This is a genomic window from Pseudomonas sp. AC193 (assembly GCF_979258075.1).
This window is the reverse complement of sequence record NZ_OZ409832.1, coordinates 4,209,033-4,231,601: the sequence shown is the minus strand read 5'-3', so window position 1 is coordinate 4,231,601 and position 22,569 is coordinate 4,209,033. Positions and strand designations below refer to the sequence as shown.

Here is a 22,569-nt window from a genome sequence, read left to right as displayed (position 1 = left end):
CAACTGTCTTGATACCCTTTATTTTGAATGCAGGGTGATAGGCAGCTGATCTCCCACAGCCCATAGCCGTGCATTTTTTCCCAGAAACACCGCTCTATTTCAAGCCAACTGTTCCTTCCATGGCGTTCGATCCCGGATCATTGCGTTCAGTCTTATCAACAGCACACGCATGCAGGCGATCAGCGCTACTTTTGCGCATTTTCCTTTGTCGCGTAGGGTTTGATATCGAGCCTGAAACTCGGGCTGGCGCATAATCACGACCCAACTTGCCATGTACAGCGCGCGGCGAGCGGAAAATCTTCCCCCCTCAATGTGTCGAAGTCCTTTGTGTTTCCCGCTGTCGTCGTTGTAAGGGGCTATACCTGCCAAAGCTGCTATTTCGTGGCGTCCAATCTCACCCAGCTCAGGTAAATAGGCCATTAAACTGGCAGCCGTCACGAGCCCGATACCCTTGACCGAGCACAAGCGTGCAGCTTTATCACTGTCCAGTTTTTTCGCACTTTGACGGATCAGCTTTTCTATCGACTTTATTGCCTGGGTTAGATAATCGATATGGCTCTGCAACAAGGGTTTCACCAAATCTGCTGAAGCCGTTTTGATGCGTCGCAAATCGTCACTTTGTTGCTGAACAAAGTTTTCACGCTGCTGTACGAGCGCACGCAAATTATCCTGCTCAGGGCTAGAGACTCGACTGTTTGGCGACTTTATGACTTCTGCAAACTGCGCAAGAAGTCGTGCATCAATCGGGTCGGTTTTAGCGCGTTGGCCCATTGCACTGGCAAAGCTCTTGGCGCGGCGAGGATTGATTCGTATAACGTCGAACCCCCCGGCCTGAAGCGCTTTCATGACCTCTCGCTCATAACCACCTGTGGCTTCAAGCAACACGCGATTGACCTTATAGCAATTAAACCAATCAATAAGCTTGGGGAAGTCACTGATGCTATTGGAAAAACTCGCACCTACGTCTTGCGGGTTAATCCGAATCTCAAGAGTATCTTTGGCGACATCGATACCGGCGCAGGAAAACATGGCGGAATCCTCTTACACTCAAAGGTGAGAGCACTCTGGTTGGGCACCACGCTTGTACTGTTCGAGGTCGGCTCGTTCAACTGTTCGGGCTCAATAACCAGAGCGAGAGATGATTGGCAGCTTGGGCTCCCACACGTGCTTTAAGCACCCCGGGCATTCAGCTTGCCAACCATCCCTCTCATCCCGATTCTAACTCCTATGCAAGACACAAGCGGGCTTGCTCGCGAATGCGGTGTATCAGTCGACATCTATTTTTAATGTCAGACCGCTTTCGCGAGCAAGCCCGCTCCCACACTGGTTTTGTGTACTGCGGGTATTCGATGTGCGAATGCCGATAGTGTTTCTTCGTATTGCGGATTATCGTGCTGGCAATCTGTACCTATTTTGGAGATTGCCCATGAGCGAAGCCCACAGCGCGTTGATCACCCGCTTCTACGAAGCCTTCAAACGTCTGGACGCCGAGGCCATGGCCGCGTGCTACACCGATGACGTGGTGTTCAGCGATCCGGCCTTCGGCGAACTGCGCGGGCGCGATGCCGGCGACATGTGGCGCATGCTCACCACCCGCGCCAAAGACTTCTCCCTGACCTTCGACAACGTCCGCGCTGATGAGCGCAGCGGCAGCGCGCACTGGGTTGCGACCTACCTGTTCAGCCAGACCGGCAACGTCGTGATCAACGATATCCAGGCCCGTTTCGTCTTCCGTGACGGCAAGATCTGCGAGCACCACGACCATTTCGATCTGTGGCGCTGGTCGCGTCAGGCTCTGGGTTTCAAAGGTCTGCTGCTGGGCTGGACGCCCCTGGTACGCAACGCCGTGCGTGCGCAGGCGTTGAAGGGACTGAAGGCATTTCAGGCCGGTCGCTGATAAGATCGCGGCCTGTTTCCTACACGTCTTGATCCCGAAGTGACCAGCCTTAGCGAAAAATCTGTCGATGTTACCGAACCGGTGAACAAGTCCTGGTTCGTCTACCTCGTTCGTGCGGCCAACGGCTCGTTGTACTGCGGCATCAGCGATGACCCGGTGCGCCGTTTCGCCAAGCACCAAAGCGGCAAAGGCGCGCGGTTCTTCCTTTCCAGCCCGGCGATGGCGTTGGTGTACACCGAGCTTTGTCGCGATAAAAGCGATGCTTTGCGTCAGGAACGGCTGATCAAAAAACTGCGCAAGAGCGCCAAGGAATGCCTGGTCGCGTCTTATCAATCTGACTGATCGGTTCCCATCAGCCAGATCTGTAGGCTGCTAAGCAAATGCACGCTAAGCTGCCGACTCACTTTCTGAGCGGCGGAGCCGAGCATGTCCGAGTTGATTCTGCATCATTACCCGACTTCTCCATTTGCCGAGAAGGCCCGCCTGCTGCTGGGTTTCAAAGGTTTGTCGTGGCGCTCGGTGCATATCTCGCCGGTGATGCCCAAGCCGGACCTGACTGCCCTGACTGGCGGCTACCGCAAAACCCCGGTGCTGCAAATCGGCGCCGACATCTATTGCGACACTTCGCTGATCGCCCGTCGCCTGGAGCAGGAAAAAGCCCTGCCGAGCTTCTTCCCTGAAGGCCAGGAAATGACCACCGCGAGTTTCGCCACTTGGGTTGATTCGGTGGTGTTTCAACATGCCGTAAGCCTGGTGTTTCAGCCGGAATCGGTAGCCGTGCGTTTCGGCAAGCTGCCGCCGGAAGCGATCAAAGCGTTTATGGCTGACCGCGCCGGTTTGTTCAGTGGCGGCAGCGCCACACGTTTGTCCGCTGAGCAGGCCAAGCATCAATGGCCGACGATCATGCTGCGTCTGGAGCAACAACTGCAGCGCGAGCAGGGCGACTTCCTGTTCGGCGAGCCGTCGATTGCCGACTTCGCGCTGGCGCATCCGCTGTGGTTCCTCAAAGCTACTCACGTCACCGCGCCGTTGGTGGATGAGTATCCGGCTGTTTCCGCGTGGTTGGGTCGAGTGTTGGGTTTTGGTCATGGTGCGGCGAGTGCGATGACTGCTGAGGAGGCGTTGGAGGTTGCCCGTAGCGCGACGCCGGCGGATCTGCCGAAAGAGCAGTTCATTGACCCGAACGGGTTCAAGGCAGGCCAGCAAGTGGCGATCTCGGCGACGGATTACGGTGTTGATCCGGTGGTGGGTGAGTTGCTGTTTGCCGGTAGCGAGGAGCTGATCATTCGTCGCGAAGACGAGCGTGGCGGCGTGGTGCACGTGCACTTCCCACGCTTCGGTTTCCGCATCGAGGCCCGCTAAAAGCAAATGATCGCAGCCTTCGGCAGCTCCTACATGGGACTTGTGTAGGAGCTGCCGCAGGCTGCGATCTTTTATTTCAGGGCGGCGAGGATCTCGTTAGGGTCAAACCCGCGAATCAAGGTGCCGTTGACATCAATCAACGGAATCCCGCGTCCACCCAATGCCTCATACGCCTTGCGCGCATCGGCATCCTTCTCGATGTCGAACTCCTTGAATGGAATCCCCTTGCTGTCGAGAAAACGCTTGGTCTGTTTGCAGTAACCGCACCAGTCGGTGGCGTAGAGCACGACGTTGGCTTGCGCCCGCGTCTGCTCGGCAACCATCTGCGAAGGGTTGAACACCCGCTCGATCTTGCCCCAGTTCTGATACACCACGACCACCAGCAGAACCAGCGCGACCTTCTTCAGCACATTGGCAAGCATCAGTTGCGCCGCTTCAGCTGATCGGTCAGCGACGTCGGCAAACCTTTGATCACCAACGTGCCGGCCTCTTCGTCGTACTCGATCTTCGAGCCCAGCAGGTGCGCTTCAAAGCTGATCGACAGGCCTTCGGCGCGGCCGGTGAAGCGGCGGAATTGATTCAAAGTGCGTTTGTCCGCTGGAATCTCTGGCGACAGGCCGTAGTCCTTATTGCGGATGTGATCGAAGAAGGCTTTCGGGCGCTCTTCGTCGATCAGCTCGGAGAGTTCTTCCAGGCCCATCGGTTCGCCGAGTTTGGCCTGGCTGCTGGCGTAATCGACCAGAGTTTTGGTCTTCTCGCGCGCGGACTCTTCTGGCAGGTCTTCGCTTTCAACGAAATCGCTGAAGGCCTTGAGCAGCGTGCGCGTCTCGCCCGGGCCGTCGACGCCTTCCTGGCAGCCGATAAAGTCGCGGAAGTATTCCGAGACCTTTTTGCCATTCTTGCCTTTGATGAATGAGATGTACTGCTTCGATTGTTTGTTGTTCTGCCACTCGGAGACGTTAATCCGCGCCGCCAAGTGCAGCTGGCCGAGGTCGAGGTGGCGCGACGGGGTCACGTCCAGCTCATCGGTCACCGCCACGCCTTCGCTGTGGTGCAGCAGGGTGATCGCCAGGTAATCAGTCATGCCTTGCTGATAATGCGCGAACAGCACGTGGCCGCCGACCGACAGATTCGACTCTTCCATCAGCTTCTGCAGGTGCTCGACCGCGACTTTGCTGAATGCGGTGAAGTCCTTGCCGCCCTCCATGTATTCCTTCAGCCAGCCGCTGAACGGGAACGCGCCGGATTCCGGGTGAAACAGGCCCCAGGCTTTGCCCTGTTTGGCGTTATAGCTCTCGTTGAGGTCGGCGAGCATGTTCTCGATGGCCGCGGACTCGGCCAGTTCCGTGTCACGGGCGTGCAGAACTGCGGGCGTGCCGTCGGGTTTTTTGTCGATCAGGTGGACGATGCAATGACGGATCGGCATGGGCTTCTCGGCTGTTGGAAGGGAGGAGGGCAGGCTCCCCCGAAAAAGCGCTAAGTGTACCCGATTCTCGGCACGGGCCTGTTGTAGGAGCTGCCGCAGGCTGCGATCTTTTGATCTGGCATTTTAAAAAAACAGGATCAAAAGATCGCAGCCTGCGGCAGCTCCTACATAAGCGGGAAACTGCGTTGGCGGCAGTACAAATGGGGGGTTGTAGGGCAAAACCGGGGCGTGCGACCGGGCTTATGCAGTTTTTTCGCGGTTTAGAGCAATAAAGCTGACCAAATGGGTAGCTAGAGGCGGATATTTCCTTGTCTCTGTGCTAGTTTTGCCCGGTCTTACGCGAAGTCACTGCGTTAAGCGTGCAATCAGCATTTGTCAGGTCGAACCAAACCCTGATTTCGGTATCTATAACCCGACTCGTCGTGGTTATCGCCGAGGGTGCCAGATCCAGAAGATCGGGCTCGATGGCTGACACTGCACTCTGCAATCCATATGAATTTGATAGGGAAGGAACACTACATGGCTCTTACTAAAGACCAACTGATCGCCGACATCGCTGAAGCTATCGACGCGCCGAAAACCACCGCGCGTAACGCTCTGGACCAACTGGGCCAAATCGTTGCCGATCAGCTGGAAAACGGCGGCGAAATCACCTTGCCAGGTATCGGCAAGCTGAAAGTGACCGAGCGTCCTGCCCGCACTGGCCGTAACCCTTCGACTGGCGCTGCCATCGAAATCCCTGCGAAGAAAGTGATCAAGCTGGTTGTGGCCAAAGGCCTGACCGACGCTGTGAACAAGTAAGACGCAGCAATAAAAAACCGTGCTCCGGAGTGATCCGGGCACGGTTTTTTTGTGCCTGCTTTTTACAGGCGGCACAAATCAAATGTGGGAGCGGGCTTGCTCGCGAAAGCGGTCTAGCAGTCGAGATTAGCGTTGACTGACACACTGCCTTCGCGAGCAAGCCCGCTCCCACATTTAGTTTTGCATTTCTTCAGAAATAGCTTTGTTTAGCGCACCCAACGCTCGCGGCGCCAGATCTGCTGCTCGGACTTGGTCTGGAACGTCCACGCCACGAAACGGCTCTGCTTCTGGCCCTGCGACATTTCCACGACCTGGCTTTCTAGCACGCCGGCCTTCTTCAGTGCAGTTTCAATGGCTGGCAAGTTCGACGCCTTCGACACCAAGGTGCTGAACCACAGCACTTTGTGCTGGAAGTTCGCGCTCTCGGCGATCAGTTGCGTCACGAAACGCGCTTCGCCGCCTTCACACCACAGCTCGGCCGACTGGCCACCGAAGTTCAGCACCGGCAGTTTGCGTTTCGGATCGGCCTTGCCCAGGGCGCGCCATTTGCGCTCGCTGCCCTTGGTCGCTTCGTCCATCGAGGCGTGGAACGGCGGGTTGCACATGGTCAGGTCAAAGCGCTCGCCCGGCTCAAGCAGGCCGATCAGAATGTGCTTGCGGTTTTCCTGCAAACGCAACTGGATCACCTTGTTCAAGTCGTTGGACTGAACAATGGCTTTGGCGGCAGCCACCGCCGTCGGGTCGATTTCAGAACCGAGGAAGTGCCAGCGATATTCGCTGTTACCGATTAACGGATACACGCAGTTGGCGCCCATGCCGATGTCGAGCACGTTGACGATCGCGCCGCGCGGCACCTTGCCGTCGTTCATGCTCGCCAGCAGGTCAGCGAGGAAGTGCACGTAATCGGCACGGCCCGGCACAGGCGGGCAGAGGTAATCTGCCGGGATGTCCCAATGCTGGATGCCATAGAACGACTTGAGCAGCGCCCGGTTGAACACGCGCACCGCATCGGGGCTGGCGAAGTCGATGCTTTCCTTGCCGTACGGGTTGGTGATTACGAACTTCGCCAGTTCCGGCGTGGTCTTGATCAGCGCCGGGAAGTCGTAACGACCCTGATGGCGATTGCGCGGGTGCAGGCTGGCCTTTTCGCGCGGCTCGACGGCCTTGGCCGGGGTCGCGGAGTCAGGCTTCTTGCGCGCAGGTTTGGGGGGGCGGGGGGCGTTCATGGGCGTGGTCGATTCGGGTATGGCTGAAAGTGGCAGGTATTGTCCCACATTGACGAGCTATGCGCCGATCCCATGTAGGAGGTGCCGCAGGCTGCGATCTTTTGATCTTGGTTTTTAAAAGCCAGATCAAAAGATCGCAGCCTGCGGCAGCTCCTACAGGGGAAATGTGCTGGGCATGAAAAAGGGAGGCCACTTGGGCCTCCCTTTTTCAATGCGATTTGCCGTTACAGGCTGGCAATCCGCGCGTGTTGCTCGGCCAGTTTGGCCAGAGCTTGTTCAGCCTCGGCCAGTTTGGCGCGTTCCTTCTCGATGACTTCGGCCGGGGCCTTGTCAACGAAACCGGCGTTGGACAGTTTGCCGCCAACACGCTGGACTTCACCCTGCAGACGCAGGATTTCCTTGTCCAGACGCGCCAGCTCGGCGCCCTTGTCGATCAGACCGGCCATCGGCACCAGCACTTCCATCTCGCCAACCAGCGCGGTGGCGGACAGCGGCGCTTCTTCGCCAGCCGCCAGAACGGTGATCGATTCCAGACGCGCCAACTTCTTCAGCAGCGCTTCGTTCTCGGTCAGACGGCGCTGGTCTTCAGCGCTGACGTTCTTCAGGTAGATCGGCAGTGGTTTGCCCGGGCCGATGTTCATTTCGCCACGGATGTTGCGCGTGCCGAGCATCAGTTCCTTGAGCCATTCGATGTCGTTCTCGGCGGCCGGATCGATGCGCTCTTCGTTGGCCACTGGCCACGGTTGCAGCATGATCGTCTTGCCCTGAATACCGGCCAGCGGCGCGATGCGCTGCCAGATTTCTTCAGTGATGAACGGCATGAACGGATGCGCCAGACGCAGCGCCACTTCCAATACGCGAACCAGCGTACGGCGAGTGCCGCGCTGACGTTCAACCGGCGCATTCTCGTCCCACAGCACAGGCTTGGACAGTTCCAGGTACCAGTCGCAGTACTGGTTCCAGATGAACTCGTACAGCGCTTGCGCCGCCAGGTCGAAACGGAACTGATCGAGTTGACGGGTCACTTCGGCTTCGGTGCGTTGCAGTTGCGAGATGATCCAGCGATCCGCCAGCGACAGTTCGTAAGCTTCGCCGTTCTGGCCGCAGTCTTCGCCCTTGTCCAGAACATAACGCGCGGCGTTCCAGATCTTGTTGCAGAAGTTGCGATAGCCTTCAACGCGGCCCATGTCGAACTTGATGTCGCGACCGGTCGAAGCCAGCGAGCAGAAGGTGAAGCGCAGGGCGTCGGTGCCATAGCTGGCGATGCCGTCGGCGAACTCGTCGCGGGTCTGCTTCTCGATCTTCTTCGCCAGTTTCGGCTGCATCATGCCGGAGGTGCGCTTCTGCACCAGGTCTTCCAGCTCGATACCGTCGATGATGTCCAGCGGGTCAAGGACGTTGCCCTTGGACTTGGACATCTTCTGGCCCTGACCATCACGCACCAGACCGTGAACATAAACGGTCTTGAACGGTACCTGCGGCGTGCCGTCCTCGTTCTTGATCAGGTGCATGGTCAGCATGATCATCCGGGCAACCCAGAAGAAAATGATGTCGAAGCCCGTCACCAGCACGTCGGTGGAGTGGAATTTCTTCAGGAACTCGGTTTTTTCCGGCCAGCCCAGGGTGGAGAACGTCCACAGACCGGAACTGAACCAGGTGTCGAGAACGTCGTTGTCCTGTTGCAGCGCTACGTCCGGGCCAAGATTGTTTTTGGCACGCACTTCGGCTTCGTCGCGACCGACGTAGACTTTGCCCGACTCATCGTACCAGGCCGGAATCCGGTGGCCCCACCACAGCTGACGGCTGATGCACCAATCCTGAATGTCGCGCATCCACGAGAAGTACATGTTTTCGTACTGCTTCGGTACGAACTGGATGCGACCGTCTTCAACGGCAGCAATCGCAGGCTCGGCCAAAGGCTTGGTCGACACGTACCACTGGTCGGTCAGCCACGGCTCGATCACGGTGCCCGAACGGTCGCCTTTCGGCACTTTCAGGTTGTGATCGTCAACGCTGACCAGTAGGCCGGCGGCGTCGAACGCAGCGACGATCCGCTTGCGCGCTTCGAAACGCTCAAGACCGGCGTACTCGGCCGGAATTGCGCCGTCGATGCTGTCGTTCAGCGTACCGTCGAGGTTGAACACCTGGGCTGCCGGCAGCACGTTGGCGTTCTTGTCGAAGATGTTCATCAGCGGCAGGTTGTGGCGCTTGCCGACTTCGTAGTCGTTGAAATCGTGGGCCGGGGTGATTTTCACGCAGCCGGTGCCGAATTCAGGGTCGCAGTAATCGTCGGCGATGATCGGGATGCGGCGGCCAACCAGTGGCAGCTCGACAAACTTGCCGATCAGGGCTTTGTAGCGCTCATCGTTCGGGTTCACCGCGACGGCGGAGTCGCCGAGCATGGTTTCCGGACGGGTGGTCGCGACGATCAGGAAGTCGTTGCCTTCAGCGGTTTTCGCGCCGTCGGCCAACGGGTACTTCAGGTTCCACAGGAAACCTTTCTCGTCGTGGTTTTCCACTTCGAGGTCGGAAATCGCCGTGTGCAGCTTGGTGTCCCAGTTGACCAGACGCTTGCCGCGATAGATCAGACCGTCTTCGTGCAGACGCACGAACGCTTCTTTAACGGCTTCCGAGAGGCCGTCGTCCATGGTGAAGCGCTCGCGGCTCCAGTCAACGGACGAGCCGAGGCGGCGGATCTGACGGCTGATGTTGCCGCCGGACTGATCCTTCCATTCCCAGACTTTCTCGAGGAATTTTTCGCGGCCCAGATCATGGCGATTCTGGCCCTGGGCTTCGAGTTGACGCTCCACCAGCATCTGCGTGGCAATACCGGCGTGGTCGGTGCCCGGCTGCCACAGGGTGTTGCGACCCTGCATGCGGCGGAAACGGATCAAGGCGTCCATGATCGCGTTGTTGAAACCGTGACCCATGTGCAGGCTGCCGGTGACGTTCGGCGGCGGGATCATGATGGTGTAGGAGTCGCCCGCGCCTTGCGGGGCGAAGTAGTTCTCGGACTCCCAGGTGTTGTACCAGGAAGTTTCAATGGCGTGCGGCTGGTAGGTCTTATCCATGCGCGGCGGGACCCTATTGGCATTAATTCAGGAAAAGCCGACGAGTATAGCGGGGCATGGGGCCGAGGGCGAGCGGGTGCGGATCGAGTGTCTGTCCGTGCGCGCAATGATTTGTGCGCCTATACCCATTGTGACGTTCTGGCCGGCGGTGAATCGCGGGGTTTCTGCCGCGCCTCTTTGACTTAGAGTGACTGAATGAAACTGTCCGAGACTTCACTGAATACCAATACGCCGTCGGTGATGGCCTGTGATGCCCGTGGTCTGTCGGTGCGAGAAGTGCAATATCACCGCCATCCCGATTCGCCAGCGATCACCCAGGCACGCATTACCTGTCATCAGTTCGATGCGCGCGGCATCAACGTTCGAAGCGCTGACCCGCGTTTGAATGAGGCAGGGTTGGCCAACTTCATCCATATCACGAGCCTTTCCGGCACTGTGCTGTGCCAGGAAGGCGTCGACAATGGCACTGTCGTGACGCTGAATGACGCGGCTGGCCGGTCGTTCAGGGTGGTGAGCAACATTCGCTCCGGTGACGATGGCGCAGACATCAATCGGCATGCCCTGACCCGAATCTTTCAATACGAAAGCAATAATCTGCGAGGACGCCCGGTTAGCCTTGTCGAGCAGAACGCAGAGGGTGTCCGCCGAATCAGCGAGCGCTGGCGATATGCGGGGAACAGTGACCTTGAAGCGTCTCAGAACCTGGCCGGGCAATGCGTGAGCCACTACGACACGGCGGGTCTGGTCAGAGTCGACAGTCTGGCGCTAAGCGGCGTAGCGCTGTCCGTTACTCGTCGTCTGCTGGCGAACGCCGAAAACCCGGACGCCGTTGCCGATTGGCAAGGCGAAGACGCTCAGGCTTGGGATGCATTGCTGGCGGCCAAGGGCTTCACCCACCAGACCACCACCGATGCGACGGGCGCGGAACAGACCGCCACGGACGCTGCGGGCAACCGACAGCGCATGGCATATGACGTGGCCGGTCGGCTTACGAGCCGTTGGCTAACCCTGAAAAATCGGCTCGAGAAAAACATTGTGAAGTCCCTGACTTACTCGGCGGCCGGCCAAACGCTGCGCGAAGAACACGCTAATGGCGTGGTGACTCGATGGGGATACGAGGAAGAGACGCAACGCTTGCTGGGGATAAATGTACAAAGGCCGGTCGGTCACGTGTCCGGGGCGAAAGTCTTGCAAGATCTGAAATATCAATATGACCCGGTCGGTAATGTGCTCGGCGTGCGTAACGATGCAGAAGAAACCCGCTACTGGCGTAATCAGGAAGTCGTGCCGCAGCACACTTACGTCTATGACAGTCTCTATCAATTGGTCAGCGCCACCGGACGTGAGATGGCGAATGCCGGCCGGCAGCGTGGCTTTCCTGTCGTATCCAGTTACGACAACGCCACGTTCACGACCTATACGCGCACCTACAGCTACGACAAGGCGCGCAATCTGACGCGGATTCGCCACTGCGCGCCAGCGTCCAATCATTGCCACACCACAACCGTCACGGTCAGTCACCGCAGCAATCGCGGCGTGACAAGTCTCCTTTGCACTGATCCGCGAGAAGTGGACGGCTGGTTCACCGCAGGCGGGCAGCAAACAATCCTGCAACCCGGTCAACCGCTGGCCTGGACGTCCCGCAACGAAATTCTTAAGGTCACTCCGGTTGAGCGAGGTGGCGCAAAAGATGACGTCGAGAGCTACCGCTATGACGGCGGCAGTCAACGGCTCTTGAAGATCACTACCCAGAACACCATCAGCGCCACGAGGGAACAGCAGGTGATTTACCTGCCCGCGCTGGAGCTGAGGACTATGAAAATCAACGGCACTGAAGTGCAGCGTTTACAGGTCATCAGCGTGGGAGCTAGCGGCCAGTCGTCGGTACGGGTATTGCACTGGGAGGGCGAAGCGCCTAAAGGCATTGGTAATGATCAGTTTCGTTACAGTCATGATGATCTGATCGGCAGCAGCGGGCTGGAAGTCGATGCGCAGGGGAAAGTGATCAGCCGCGAAGAATACTTTCCTTACGGCGGCACGGCAGTCTGGACGGCGAGAAATACCGCGGAGGCGAGTCTCAAAACCGTCAGGTATTCAGGCAAGGAGCGCGATGCAACGGGGCTTTACTACTATGGCTGGCGTTACTACCTGCCATGCATTGGACGCTGGTTGAGTGCTGATCCGGCCGGAGCGATAGACGGGATGAACCTGTATGTCATGGCCGGCAACAACCCGGTCACATTCCGTGACAGTAACGGGTTATCAATACAAGGCCAGGAGGCCAGGCGCCGCGTGGGTGAGACGTTTGTTCATCCTCGGCATATGCCTGTCTTTGAAAGAATTTCAAGGGTGCAAAATATTGCCCTGAGCGTTCGTGAATCAGGCAGTCACACGATCAATGCGTTGGGTGAAGGCGCGGCCGCCAAAGGGCATGACATTCTTGAGAAAACCATAAAGCGAAGTTCGCTGACGGGCGTTTATGGTGAGCTGGCTGGGGCCATGCTTCAGCGGGCCGAGAGCAGCGGGTTTGCCGGGCGAGTGGGCAAGTGGAACAAGGCGGGCCTGCAGGGTGTTTATGCGCGCAATAACGTAAGTTTTGAAGACACGACTTACGACATCAATTTGCAAAGCCCCGTAGAGCACGAACTGGTTGATTCCTGGATCAAGTTCAAGATCGTCACGCCTTATACGGGCGATTACGACATGCATGACATCATTCGTTTCAGCGGCGGCAAGGGGCATGTCCCTGAATCGGGAAGTGTCGATGAGACAGAAGTAAAGGATCTGATCAATCTTGGCGTCGCAGCATCTGACCCGGCGAGGTCATTTGAAGACGTCTCGATGAATGTTGTTCGTCATGGGCCGCAAGTGAACTTCGTATCTTATATGTGGAAAAACGAGTTTGAAAAAGTCCAGGCCGACAATGGTTATCTCGGTGCAGTGGCGCGGCCAGGCCCGTTTCCGATAGCGATGGTGCACCAGGGGCGGTGGAGCATTCTGGAGAATAGCCATGAGCTGTTCGAGTTCTACGGCTCTACCAATACCGTTGTTCCGGAACACTGGGCGCAAGAATTTGTGGGGCGAGGAGGGGCAATGGTCGCCACTCCCCGGCACGCGAAAATTCTGGATAAGTTCCGCAGGGCAAATACGGTCTGAAAGCTTATTCGTATTGGCTGAGCAGCCTTTCCATCCGCGCATCGAGGCGCCGTTTGATTTCGGTTTCGATGTGCGGCGCGAAGTCGTCGATCACGTCTTGCATGATCAATTGCGCAGCGGCGCGCAGTTCGCTGTCAAGGTGGAGCAGGGCGTCCGGGCCTTTATTCACCGCTGCCGCAGGTTGCGCGGACGGTGCGGGCGTTGGCGCAGGTTGCGGTTCGACGGCTTGCGGTTCATTGCCAACCGCTTCGAACAACATCGGAATCTGTTCCTGTTCACCTTCATCGACCGTATCGGTCAACAGCGGTGGTTGCAGGTTGTCGTCGCCGAGCAACTGACGGATCGATTCGAGATCGTCGAGCAGGTGTGTCGGCTTTTGCTGCGGTTTCGGAGTGTCCATTGGAATGCTCAGAGTCGCTGTAAACGGTGATCTTGCAGAGGATAGCCCTGTTCGCGGTAGAAGCGAAAACTCTCCCGCGCCGCGGCACGAATCGTCGGGTCTTCGACCACCACTTCCGCCACCCGGGCGAACTTGTTGGCGAAGGCCGGGACTTTCAGGTCGAGGTTGACCAGCAAATCCTGATGCTGACCGCAGTCATCGCCCAGTCCCAGCACGATCAAGCCGTCCGGCTCGGTGTCGGCAGGGCCATGCGGCACGAAGCTCTCGCCCTTGAACGCCCACAGGCGCGCATCGAGATCGTCACGCTGAGCGGCATCGCCGCAATGCAGGTAGATGCGGTGGCCCATGCGCCAGGCTTTCTCGGTGAGCTTGCAGGCAAAATCCAGACGAGCCGATGGGTCGGCGCTGGGCAAGATATAGAAGTCGACTTTGGTCATTGCGGTTCCAGAACGGCAAGCGGCGTCACCGGAAAGTGACGCCGCCGCCCATCAACGGGTTCAGGCTTTGGCGCGATCGAGCAGGTACTGGGTCAGCAGAGGCACCGGGCGGCCAGTGGCGCCCTTGTCCTTGCCGCCACTGGTCCATGCGGTGCCCGCGATGTCCAGGTGCGCCCAGTTGAGGTTCTTGGTGAAGCGCGACAGGAAGCATGCCGCTGTGATGGTGCCAGCTTTCGGGCCGCCAATGTTGGCGATGTCGGCGAACGGGCTGTCCAGTTGCTCCTGGTACTCGTCGAACAGCGGCAGTTGCCAGGCGCGGTCGTCAGCAGCCTGGCCAGCGCTGAGCAGTTGGCCGATCAGTTCGTCGTTGTTGCCCAGCAGACCCGAGGTGTGCGCACCCAGTGCGACGACGCAAGCGCCGGTCAGGGTGGCGATGTCGATCACCGCTTGTGGCTTGAAGCGCTCGGAGTAGGTCAGCGCGTCGCACAGCACCAGACGGCCTTCGGCGTCGGTGTTGAGGATTTCCACGGTCTGGCCGCTCATGGTGGTGACAATGTCGCCTGGACGGGTCGCGTTGCCGCTCGGCATGTTTTCCGCGCAAGCGAGGATGCACACCAGGTTGATCGGCAGTTTCAGCTCAAGCACGGCGCGCAGGGTACCGAACACCGAGGCAGCGCCGCCCATGTCGTACTTCATTTCGTCCATGCCGGCGCCCGGCTTCAGGCTGATGCCGCCGGTGTCGAAAGTGATGCCTTTGCCGACCAGTGCGTACGGCTTCTCGGATTTCTTGCCGCCGTTGTATTGCATGACGATCAGACGTGGCGGTTGCTCGCTGCCTTGGCCGACGGCGTAGAAAGAACCCATGCCCAAAGATTTGATCTTCTTCTCGTCGAGGACTTCGACCTTCAGATCCTTGAATTCTTTGCCCAGGTTTTTGGCTTGTTCGCCAAGGAAGGTCGGGTGGCAGATGTTCGGTGGCAGGTTGCCCAGATCACGGGTGAAGGCCATACCGTTGGCGATCGCGGTGGCGTGATTCACGGCGCGCTGCACTTCAGCCTGGGCAGCCTTGATGGTCAGCAGGGTGATTTTCTTCAGCGCGCGCGGTTCGGCTTTCTGGCTTTTGAACTGGTCGAAAGTGTATTCGCCGTCCACCAGGGTTTCCGCCAGCAGTCGGGTTTTGCCGTAGCTGTCGCGGTTTTTAACAATAACTTCATCCAGCGCCAGCACGGCGTCGCTGCCGTTCAGGCCTTTCAGAGTATTGAGGATACCGGCAACGATTTTGCGGAACGGACGGTCGCCCAGTTCTTCATCCTTGCCCACGCCAACCAGCAGCACGCGCTCGGCTTTGAGGTTAGGCAGGCTGTGCAGCAGCAGGCTTTGACCGACTTTGCCGGCCAGATCGCCACGCTTGAGGACGGCGCTGATCGCGCCACCGCTCAGTTCGTCGACCTGTTTGGCGGCGGCGCCGAGTTTGCGGCCTTCGCCGACGGCAACCACCAGGGTGGCGGTTTTCAACGTTTCTGGGCTAACGCTTTTTACAACCAGTTCCATGTCCGGATCCCTGAATGAATGGTCAACATGCAGGCGTTCGACGGTGTCCGCAGTCGCCTGCTTATAAATAGAAGAGGCGCAGGCCAAAGCCTGCGACAAGGGCCGCAGTTTGAACCTCGCTCCCCGCGCCTGACAACCCTCGGTTGTACGATCTGCAACGGATTACAGACATGGATGAGTGTGCGCAGTGACAGGCGCCCCCAATCACAGGATAATGCCGCATCTTTTTCCGACGGCTCTGCGTTGCGGGCCGGTCGGTGTGTTTGCTTGTTTGGCCGCCTTAGCCTGACAACCCTGGAGTGTCTGGTTTGATCGTCTTCCGTTATCTGTCCCGCGAAGTCCTGCTGACCCTCAGCGCCGTGAGTGCCGTGCTGCTGGTCATCATCATGAGCGGTCGCTTCATCAAATATCTGGCTCAGGCCGCTGCCGGCCAGCTCGATCCGGGCTCGTTGTTCCTGATCATGGGCTTTCGTCTGCCGGGGTTCCTGCAACTGATTCTGCCGCTGGGTCTGTTCCTCGGGATCCTGCTGGCCTACGGTCGCCTGTACCTCGAAAGCGAAATGACCGTGCTCTCGGCCACCGGCATGAGCCAGCAGAAGCTGTTTCGCATGACCCTGTTCCCGGCGACCCTGGTGGCGTTGGTGGTGGCATGGCTGAGCCTGGGCTTGGCCCCGCAAGGCGCCAACCAGTTTCAGTTGCTGCTGAACAAGCAGGATGCGCTGACCGAATTCGACACCCTCGAACCGGGTCGCTTCCAGGCGCTGCGCGACGGTACGCGGGTGACGTACACCGAAACCCTGACCGACGACCGGATCAATCTGGGCGGCGTGTTCATTTCGCAGAAAAACCTCGGTGCCGACAAGAAGGATCGCGGGATTTCCATTCTGGTGGCCGAGTCAGGTCTCCAAGAGAGCCGCAAGGACGGCACCCGCTACCTGATCCTCAAAAACGGTTACCGCTATGACGGCAGCCCGGGTCAGGCGGATTATCGTGCGGTGCATTACGAAACCTACGGTGTGCAGTTGCCCAAGCCGGAAGTCAGTGAAGAAGTCACCGACCGTGACGCCATGCCGACCTCAGCCTTGCTTGGAAGTGATGACATCCGCTCCAAAACCGAACTGCAATGGCGTCTTTCCCTGCCGCTGCTGGTGTTTATCGTGACCCTGATGGCGGTGCCGCTGTCGCGGGTCAATCCGCGTCAAGGGCGTTTCCTCAAGCTGCTGCCGGCGATTCTTCTTTATATGGCTTACCTGACCATCCTGATTGCCGCCCGTGGCGCCCTCGAAAAAGGCAAGATCCCGCCGACCCTCGGGTTGTGGTGGGTGCACGCGATCTTCCTGTTTATCGGTCTCGGCCTGCTCTATTGGGAGCCTCTACGCTTGAAGATGGCCAGCCGTCGCAGCGCTGCGCTGGAGGTGGCCCGTGGTTAAACTCGACCGCTACATCGGCAGCAGCGTGTTTATGGCGATCATCGCCGTGCTGGCGATCATTCTGGGTCTGGCGACGTTGTTCGCTTTTATCGATGAAATGAGCGACGTCAGCGACACCTACACGCTGATGGATGTGCTGAGCTTCGTGATGCTCACCGCGCCGCGCCGTCTCTACGAAATGCTGCCGATGGCCGCGTTGATCGGCTGTCTGATCGGTCTCGGCAGTCTGGCCAGCAGCAGCGAATTGACGGTCATGCGTGCCGCTGGTGTATCGATCGGGCGCATTGTCTGGGCGGTGATGAAGCCGATGCTGGTGCTGATGCTGGCCGGTTTGCTGATCGGCGAATACGTCGCGCCGGCCACCGAAAGCATGGCTCAGGCCAATCGCTCGCTGGCTCAGGGCAGCGGCGATGCGCAAAGTGCCAAGCACGGTATGTGGCACCGTCAGGGTGAAGAGTTCATCCACATCAACGCCGTTCAACCCAACGGTTTGCTGTACGGCGTGACCCGTTATCACTTCGACAAAGAGCGTCATCTGCTGAGTTCGAGCTTCGCCAAAAAAGCAGAATTCGACAAAGATCACTGGCAGCTTAGCGGTGTCACCACCACGGTTTTCCATGAGCGCAGAACCGAAGTGGTCAATGTGCCGGCCGAGCGTTGGGACGTATCCCTGAGCCCGCAGTTGCTCAGCACGGTGGTGATGGCGCCGGAATCGCTGTCGATCAGCGGTCTGTGGGGTTACATCCACTATCTGTCTGAACAAGGCCTGAGCAACGGCCGTTATTGGCTAGCGTTTTGGGTCAAGGTGTTGCAGCCGCTGGTGACTGCTGCGTTGGTGTTGATGGCGATCTCGTTCATCTTCGGCCCGCTGCGTTCCGTGACCCTTGGTCAGCGTGTGTTCACCGGTGTGCTGGTCGGCTTCACCTTCCGCATCGTCCAGGATTTGCTCGGCCCTTCGAGCCTGGTGTTCGGTTTCTCGCCGCTGTTTGCGGTGCTGGTGCCGGCCGGCGTGTGTGCGCTGCTCGGTGTCTGGCTGCTGAGACGGGCCGGTTGATGCCGCCGGTTTTGCCAGTGTTTTAACCTCGAAAACGCCTCGGTCGACAGACCGGGGCGTTTTTGCATGCAATCCGGGTGACAGGTGAACGTGACGCTTGCGCCGTGTATCAGGTACAATTCCCGGCTATTTTTCGGCGGGCTATGCCTGCAGCCTTTTTGAGTGTTGATCCGTGAGTGATTTGAGTCATATCCGCAATTTCTCCATCATCGCCCACATTGACCATGGCAAGTCGACGCTGGCCGATCGCTTCATCCAGATGTGCGGCGGCCTGGCCGAGCGTGAAATGGAAGCCCAGGTACTGGATTCCATGGATCTGGAACGTGAACGCGGGATCACCATCAAGGCCCACAGCGTTACCCTGTACTACACCGCCAAAGACGGTATCAAGTACCAGCTGAACTTCATTGACACCCCGGGCCACGTCGACTTCACCTACGAAGTCAGCCGTTCCCTGGCCGCGTGTGAAGGTGCACTGCTGGTGGTCGACGCCGGTCAAGGTGTTGAAGCCCAGTCCGTGGCCAACTGCTACACCGCCATCGAGCAGGGCCTTGAGGTCATGCCGGTGCTGAACAAGATCGACTTGCCACAGGCTGATCCTGATCGCGTCAAAGACGAAATCGAGAAGATCATCGGCATCGATGCCACCGACGCCGTCACCTGCAGCGCCAAAACCGGCCTGGGTGTCGACGAAGTGCTCGAGCGTCTGGTGCACACCATTCCTGCGCCGACCGGCAACATCGAAGATCCGCTGCAAGCGTTGATCATCGACTCCTGGTTCGACAACTACCTGGGCGTTGTCTCCCTGGTGCGTGTGCGTCATGGCCGCGTGAAGAAGGGCGACAAGATCCTCGTCAAGTCCACCGGCAAGATCCATCTGGTCGACAGCGTGGGCGTGTTCAACCCGAAGCACACCGCTACTGCTGACCTGAAGGCCGGCGAAGTAGGCTTCATCATCGCCAGCATCAAAGACATTCACGGTGCACCGGTCGGTGACACCCTGACCCTGAGCTCGACCCCGGATGTTGAAGTGCTGCCCGGCTTCAAACGCATCCAGCCGCAGGTTTACGCCGGTCTGTTCCCGGTCAGCTCCGATGACTTCGAGGATTTCCGCGAAGCGTTGCAGAAGCTGACCCTCAACGACTCGTCGCTGCAATACACCCCGGAAAGCTCCGACGCACTGGGCTTCGGCTTCCGTTGCGGCTTCCTCGGCATGCTGCACATGGAAATCATCCAGGAGCGCCTCGAGCGCGAGTACGACCTGGACCTGATCACCACCGCGCCAACGGTAATTTTCGAACTGGTTTTGAAGACCGGTGAAACAATTTACGTCGACAACCCATCCAAGCTTCCGGATGTGTCGTCGATCGAAGACATGCGCGAGCCAATCGTGCGCGCCAATATCCTGGTGCCGCAGGAACACTTGGGTAACGTCATCACCCTGTGCATCGAGAAGCGTGGCGTACAAGTCGACATGCTGTTCCTCGGCAATCAGGTGCAGGTCACTTACGACTTGCCGATGAACGAAGTGGTGCTCGACTTCTTCGACCGTCTCAAATCCACCAGCCGCGGCTATGCTTCGCTGGATTACCATTTCGATCGTTACCAATCAGCTAATCTGGTGAAACTGGACGTGCTGATCAACGGCGACAAGGTCGACGCTCTGGCGCTGATCGTGCACCGTGACAACTCGCACTACAAAGGTCGCCAGTTGACCGAGAAGATGAAAGAACTGATTCCTCGTCAGATGTTCGACGTGGCGATTCAGGCCGCCATTGGCGGTCAGATCGTGGCACGGACAACCGTCAAGGCGCTCAGAAAGAACGTATTGGCCAAGTGCTACGGCGGTGACGTTAGCCGTAAGAAAAAACTGCTTGAAAAGCAGAAGGCCGGTAAAAAACGCATGAAGCAGGTCGGCAACGTGGAAATTCCACAAGAAGCCTTCCTTGCAGTGCTCAGGTTGGATAGTTAGGTCCTATGTCACTAAATTTCCCGCTGTTGCTGGTCATCGCCGTGTTCGTCTGCGGCCTGTTGGCGTTGCTTGATCTGTTGATCCTTGCACCGCGTCGGCGTGCCGCCATTGCCTCTTATCAGGGCAGTGTCGGTCAGCCAGATGTCGTGGTGGTCGAGAAACTCAACAAAGAGCCGCTGCTGGTTGAATACGGCAAGTCGTTCTTCCCGGTGTTGTTCATCGTGCTGGTGCTGCGTTCGTTCCTCGTGGAACCGTTCCAGATCCCGTCCGGTTCGATGAAGCCAACCCTGGACGTCGGCGACTTCATTCTGGTGAACAAGTTTTCTTACGGGATCCGCCTGCCGGTGATCGACAAGAAAATCATCGAAGTCGGTGACCCACAGCGTGGCGATGTCATGGTGTTCCGCTACCCGAGCGACCCGAACGTCAATTACATCAAGCGTGTAGTCGGCCTGCCGGGCGACACGATTCGCTACACCGCTGACAAGCATCTGTTCGTCAACGGCGAGTCGATTGCCGAGCAGATGATCGGCTCCGAGCCGGGCACCCTGGGCAGTGCCGAGCTCTATAAGGAAAAACTCGGCGCTGCCGAGCACCTGATCCGCAAGGAAATGAGCCGCTACCGCGCCACCCCGGATCGTTCGTGGACAGTGCCTGCCGGGCACTACTTCATGATGGGCGACAACCGCGACAACTCGAACGACAGTCGCTACTGGGATGATCCAAAGATTCCCAAGGATCTGCTGGGCATGGTTCCCGACCAGAATATCGTCGGCAAGGCCTTCGCGGTCTGGATGAGCTGGCCGGAACCGAAACTCAGTCACCTGCCGAATTTCTCGCGGGTTGGCCTGATCAAGTAATCACACACGGCGCTGTTGAACACAGCGCCGAATGCATTTCTGGCGTCGACACAATCGGCTCCGGGGCATGAAGCCAACGATATTCAGGATGTAATTTTTGAACACAGCGTTAATTGTCCCAGGCCCGCGCCGTACCCCGGCGATGGCGGTGGAATCCAGCTTTGAACACAGCGTGGGTAAACCGTGAGCGCCTCATTAAGCCGTCTCGAGCGACAGCTCGGTTACACCTTCAAGGATCAGGAGCTGATGCTGCTGGCCCTCACGCACCGCAGTTTTGCCGGGCGCAACAACGAACGCCTGGAATTCCTCGGCGATGCCATCCTCAACTTCGTCGCTGGCGAGGCGTTGTTCGATCGCTTCCCGCTGGCCCGCGAAGGCCAATTGTCGCGTTTGCGCGCACGTCTGGTAAAAGGTGAGACGCTGGCCGTACTGGCGCGCGGTTTCGACCTTGGCGACTACTTGCGACTGGGTTCCGGTGAACTGAAGAGCGGCGGTTTCCGTCGCGAATCGATTCTGGCCGATGCCCTCGAAGCCTTGATCGGCGCGATCTACCTCGATGCCGGTATGGACATGGCGCGCGAACGCGTCCTGGCCTGGCTCGCTGGCGAGTTCGAAGGTCTGACCCTGGTCGACACCAACAAGGATCCGAAAACCCGCCTGCAGGAACACCTGCAATCGCGCGGTTGCGATTTGCCACGCTACGAAGTGGTGGATATCCAGGGCGAGCCGCACTGCCGAACCTTCTTCGTCGAGTGCGAAGTTGTCTTACTGAATGAAAAAAGCCGAGGTCAGGGTGTCAGCCGTCGTATTGCCGAACAGGTAGCGGCCGCTGCAGCACTGATTGCCCTGGGCGTGGAGAATGGCAATGACTGATACAAACGCAACTCGCTGTGGCTATGTTGCCATCGTCGGCCGTCCCAACGTCGGTAAGTCGACGCTGCTCAATCACATCCTCGGCCAGAAGCTCGCGATCACTTCGCGCAAGCCGCAGACCACTCGCCACAATATGCTCGGGATCAAAACCGAGGGTGACGTGCAAGCGATCTACGTCGACACCCCGGGCATGCACAAGGGTGGCGAAAAGGCCCTGAACCGTTACATGAACAAAACCGCTTCGGCCGCGTTGAAAGACGTCGACGTGGTGATCTTCGTCGTTGACCGCACCAAGTGAACCGACGAAGACCAGATGGTGCTGGAACGCGTGCAGTACGTGACCGGCCCGCTGATCGTCGCGCTGAACAAGACCGATCGCATCGAAGACAAAGCCGAGCTGATGCCGCACCTGAGCTGGTTGCAGGAACAACTGCCGAACGCGCAGATCATTCCGATTTCCGCACAGCACGGGCACAACCTCGACGCGCTGGAAAAAGTCATCGCCGATCACCTGCCGGAGAACGATCACTTCTTCCCGGAAGACCAGATCACCGACCGCAGCAGCCGTTTCCTCGCCGCCGAACTGGTGCGCGAGAAAATCATGCGCCAGATGGGCGCCGAGCTGCCGTACCAGATCACCGTCGAGATCGAAGAGTTCAAGCAGCAGGGCAAAACCCTGCACATCCACGCCTTGATCCTCGTTGAACGTGACGGTCAGAAGAAGATCATCATTGGCGACAAGGGCGAGCGCATCAAACGCATCGGTACCGAAGCGCGCAAGGACATGGAGCTGCTGTTCGACTCCAAGATCATGCTCAACCTGTGGGTGAAGGTGAAGGGCGGCTGGTCCGACGACGAGCGTGCACTGCGTTCGCTGGGTTACGGCGACCTGTAAACACGCGGTTGTCGCAACACCGAAGAAACCTGTGGGAGCGAGCTTGCTCGCGAAGAGGATGTAACATTCAGCATCGATGTTGACTGTCACACCGAATTCGCGAGCAAGCTCGCTCCCACAGTGGTTTTGGGGTGAATATAAAATCGCGCTTTTCCCAT

General features: G+C 58.3%; 18 protein-coding genes and 1 pseudogene. 11 read left to right on the top strand and 8 right to left on the bottom strand.

Features of this window, described 5'->3' with window-relative positions:
* Nucleotides 1–99 precede the first annotated feature (99 nt).
* On the bottom strand, nucleotides 100–1,029 hold the full coding sequence (locus tag ACZZ0D_RS19150; RefSeq protein WP_463552436.1) for an IS110 family transposase: 930 nt from the start codon (nucleotides 1,027–1,029) through the stop codon (nucleotides 100–102).
* A gap of 397 nt (nucleotides 1,030–1,426) precedes the next feature.
* On the opposite strand from ACZZ0D_RS19150, the gene ACZZ0D_RS19145 reads away from it, so the two are divergent.
* The 3 genes from ACZZ0D_RS19145 to ACZZ0D_RS19135 all read left to right on the top strand — a co-directional run bounded on the left by ACZZ0D_RS19145 (nucleotide 1,427) and on the right by ACZZ0D_RS19135 (nucleotide 3,259).
* Nucleotides 1,427–1,897: a nuclear transport factor 2 family protein gene (locus ACZZ0D_RS19145; RefSeq protein ID WP_463554018.1), complete on the top strand. Its 471-nt coding sequence runs from the start codon at nucleotides 1,427–1,429 to the stop codon at nucleotides 1,895–1,897.
* Nucleotides 1,898–1,936: 39 nt separating this feature from the next.
* Entirely contained in the window at nucleotides 1,937–2,239 is a 303-nt protein-coding gene (locus ACZZ0D_RS19140; protein ID WP_463554017.1) for a GIY-YIG nuclease family protein, read from the top strand.
* A gap of 84 nt (nucleotides 2,240–2,323) precedes the next feature.
* On the top strand, nucleotides 2,324–3,259 hold the full coding sequence (locus tag ACZZ0D_RS19135; RefSeq protein ID WP_463554016.1) for a glutathione S-transferase family protein: 936 nt from the start codon (nucleotides 2,324–2,326) through the stop codon (nucleotides 3,257–3,259).
* Nucleotides 3,260–3,330: 71 nt separating this feature from the next.
* Here ACZZ0D_RS19135 and ACZZ0D_RS19130 read toward each other — a convergent pair whose 3' ends face one another.
* Nucleotides 3,331–3,681, bottom strand: coding sequence for a glutaredoxin family protein (locus ACZZ0D_RS19130; RefSeq protein WP_463554015.1), 351 nt, complete (start codon nucleotides 3,679–3,681; stop codon nucleotides 3,331–3,333).
* Nucleotides 3,681–4,685: a nucleoid-associated protein YejK gene (gene yejK / locus ACZZ0D_RS19125; RefSeq protein ID WP_463554014.1), complete on the bottom strand. Its 1,005-nt coding sequence runs from the start codon at nucleotides 4,683–4,685 to the stop codon at nucleotides 3,681–3,683. Before yejK ends, ACZZ0D_RS19130 begins: the two co-directional genes overlap by 1 nt.
* Before the next feature lie 519 nt (nucleotides 4,686–5,204).
* On the opposite strand from yejK, the gene ACZZ0D_RS19120 reads away from it, so the two are divergent.
* Nucleotides 5,205–5,486 carry an HU family DNA-binding protein gene (locus tag ACZZ0D_RS19120; RefSeq protein ID WP_003221909.1) on the top strand — a complete coding sequence of 94 codons (282 nt, stop codon included), beginning with the start codon at nucleotides 5,205–5,207 and terminating at the stop codon, nucleotides 5,484–5,486.
* 206 nt (nucleotides 5,487–5,692) lie between these two features.
* Here the strand turns inward: ACZZ0D_RS19120 and rlmF are convergent, their stop codons facing one another.
* Nucleotides 5,693–6,712, bottom strand: a complete 1,020-nt coding sequence (rlmF, locus tag ACZZ0D_RS19115; RefSeq protein ID WP_463554013.1) for a 23S rRNA (adenine(1618)-N(6))-methyltransferase RlmF — start codon at nucleotides 6,710–6,712, stop codon at nucleotides 5,693–5,695.
* Nucleotides 6,713–6,936: 224 nt separating this feature from the next.
* Nucleotides 6,937–9,783, bottom strand: a complete 2,847-nt coding sequence (locus ACZZ0D_RS19110) for a valine--tRNA ligase (RefSeq protein WP_463554012.1) — start codon at nucleotides 9,781–9,783, stop codon at nucleotides 6,937–6,939.
* A 195-nt stretch (nucleotides 9,784–9,978) separates the two neighbouring features.
* Between ACZZ0D_RS19110 and ACZZ0D_RS19105 the strand changes: the two genes are divergently transcribed.
* Nucleotides 9,979–12,939: an RHS repeat-associated core domain-containing protein gene (locus ACZZ0D_RS19105; protein WP_463554011.1), complete on the top strand. Its 2,961-nt coding sequence runs from the start codon at nucleotides 9,979–9,981 to the stop codon at nucleotides 12,937–12,939.
* Nucleotides 12,940–12,943: 4 nt separating this feature from the next.
* Here ACZZ0D_RS19105 and ACZZ0D_RS19100 read toward each other — a convergent pair whose 3' ends face one another.
* From ACZZ0D_RS19100 to ACZZ0D_RS19090, 3 genes are read right to left on the bottom strand one after another with little or no spacing between them, the layout of a single operon-like run.
* Nucleotides 12,944–13,339, bottom strand: a complete 396-nt coding sequence (locus ACZZ0D_RS19100) for a DNA polymerase III subunit chi (RefSeq protein ID WP_282356431.1) — start codon at nucleotides 13,337–13,339, stop codon at nucleotides 12,944–12,946.
* An 8-nt stretch (nucleotides 13,340–13,347) separates the two neighbouring features.
* On the bottom strand, nucleotides 13,348–13,776 hold the full coding sequence (locus tag ACZZ0D_RS19095; protein ID WP_463554010.1) for a DNA polymerase III subunit chi: 429 nt from the start codon (nucleotides 13,774–13,776) through the stop codon (nucleotides 13,348–13,350).
* Between the two features lie 60 nt (nucleotides 13,777–13,836).
* Complete coding sequence (locus ACZZ0D_RS19090) at nucleotides 13,837–15,327, bottom strand: leucyl aminopeptidase (RefSeq protein ID WP_159813864.1); 1,491 nt, start codon at nucleotides 15,325–15,327, stop codon at nucleotides 13,837–13,839.
* A 308-nt stretch (nucleotides 15,328–15,635) separates the two neighbouring features.
* On the opposite strand from ACZZ0D_RS19090, the gene lptF reads away from it, so the two are divergent.
* From lptF to era, 6 genes and pseudogenes are all read left to right on the top strand, one after another.
* Nucleotides 15,636–16,757 (top strand): LPS export ABC transporter permease LptF, encoded by a 1,122-nt coding sequence (gene lptF / locus ACZZ0D_RS19085; protein WP_053117386.1) that lies wholly within the window; start codon nucleotides 15,636–15,638, stop codon nucleotides 16,755–16,757.
* Nucleotides 16,750–17,811: an LPS export ABC transporter permease LptG gene (gene lptG / locus ACZZ0D_RS19080; RefSeq protein WP_053117389.1), complete on the top strand. Its 1,062-nt coding sequence runs from the start codon at nucleotides 16,750–16,752 to the stop codon at nucleotides 17,809–17,811. Before lptF ends, lptG begins: the two co-directional genes overlap by 8 nt.
* Before the next feature lie 172 nt (nucleotides 17,812–17,983).
* Nucleotides 17,984–19,783 carry a translation elongation factor 4 gene (lepA, locus tag ACZZ0D_RS19075; protein ID WP_016986097.1) on the top strand — a complete coding sequence of 600 codons (1,800 nt, stop codon included), beginning with the start codon at nucleotides 17,984–17,986 and terminating at the stop codon, nucleotides 19,781–19,783.
* Between the two features lie 5 nt (nucleotides 19,784–19,788).
* On the top strand, nucleotides 19,789–20,643 hold the full coding sequence (gene lepB / locus ACZZ0D_RS19070; RefSeq protein WP_053117392.1) for a signal peptidase I: 855 nt from the start codon (nucleotides 19,789–19,791) through the stop codon (nucleotides 20,641–20,643).
* Between the two features lie 183 nt (nucleotides 20,644–20,826).
* Nucleotides 20,827–21,516 (top strand): ribonuclease III, encoded by a 690-nt coding sequence (gene rnc / locus ACZZ0D_RS19065; RefSeq protein WP_053117395.1) that lies wholly within the window; start codon nucleotides 20,827–20,829, stop codon nucleotides 21,514–21,516.
* A pseudogene (gene era / locus ACZZ0D_RS19060) lies at nucleotides 21,509–22,411 on the top strand (GTPase Era). Before rnc ends, era begins: the two are co-directional and overlap by 8 nt.
* The last annotated feature ends 158 nt before the right edge of the window (nucleotides 22,412–22,569 follow it).

Excerpts from the sequence above, each read along its gene's own strand:
- ACZZ0D_RS19150 (WP_463552436.1), bottom strand. The coding sequence starts at position 1,029 with ATGTTTTCCTGCGCCGGTATCGATGTCGCCAAAGATACTCTTGAGATT.
- ACZZ0D_RS19145 (WP_463554018.1), top strand. The coding sequence starts at position 1,427 with ATGAGCGAAGCCCACAGCGCGTTGATCACCCGCTTCTACGAAGCCTTC.
- ACZZ0D_RS19135 (WP_463554016.1), top strand. The coding sequence starts at position 2,324 with ATGTCCGAGTTGATTCTGCATCATTACCCGACTTCTCCATTTGCCGAG.
- ACZZ0D_RS19130 (WP_463554015.1), bottom strand. The coding sequence starts at position 3,681 with ATGCTTGCCAATGTGCTGAAGAAGGTCGCGCTGGTTCTGCTGGTGGTC.
- yejK (WP_463554014.1), bottom strand. The coding sequence starts at position 4,685 with ATGCCGATCCGTCATTGCATCGTCCACCTGATCGACAAAAAACCCGAC.
- ACZZ0D_RS19120 (WP_003221909.1), top strand. The coding sequence starts at position 5,205 with ATGGCTCTTACTAAAGACCAACTGATCGCCGACATCGCTGAAGCTATC.
- rlmF (WP_463554013.1), bottom strand. The coding sequence starts at position 6,712 with ATGAACGCCCCCCGCCCCCCCAAACCTGCGCGCAAGAAGCCTGACTCC.
- ACZZ0D_RS19110 (WP_463554012.1), bottom strand. The coding sequence starts at position 9,783 with ATGGATAAGACCTACCAGCCGCACGCCATTGAAACTTCCTGGTACAAC.
- ACZZ0D_RS19105 (WP_463554011.1), top strand. The coding sequence starts at position 9,979 with ATGAAACTGTCCGAGACTTCACTGAATACCAATACGCCGTCGGTGATG.
- ACZZ0D_RS19100 (WP_282356431.1), bottom strand. The coding sequence starts at position 13,339 with ATGGACACTCCGAAACCGCAGCAAAAGCCGACACACCTGCTCGACGAT.
- ACZZ0D_RS19095 (WP_463554010.1), bottom strand. The coding sequence starts at position 13,776 with ATGACCAAAGTCGACTTCTATATCTTGCCCAGCGCCGACCCATCGGCT.
- ACZZ0D_RS19090 (WP_159813864.1), bottom strand. The coding sequence starts at position 15,327 with ATGGAACTGGTTGTAAAAAGCGTTAGCCCAGAAACGTTGAAAACCGCC.
- lepB (WP_053117392.1), top strand. The coding sequence starts at position 19,789 with ATGTCACTAAATTTCCCGCTGTTGCTGGTCATCGCCGTGTTCGTCTGC.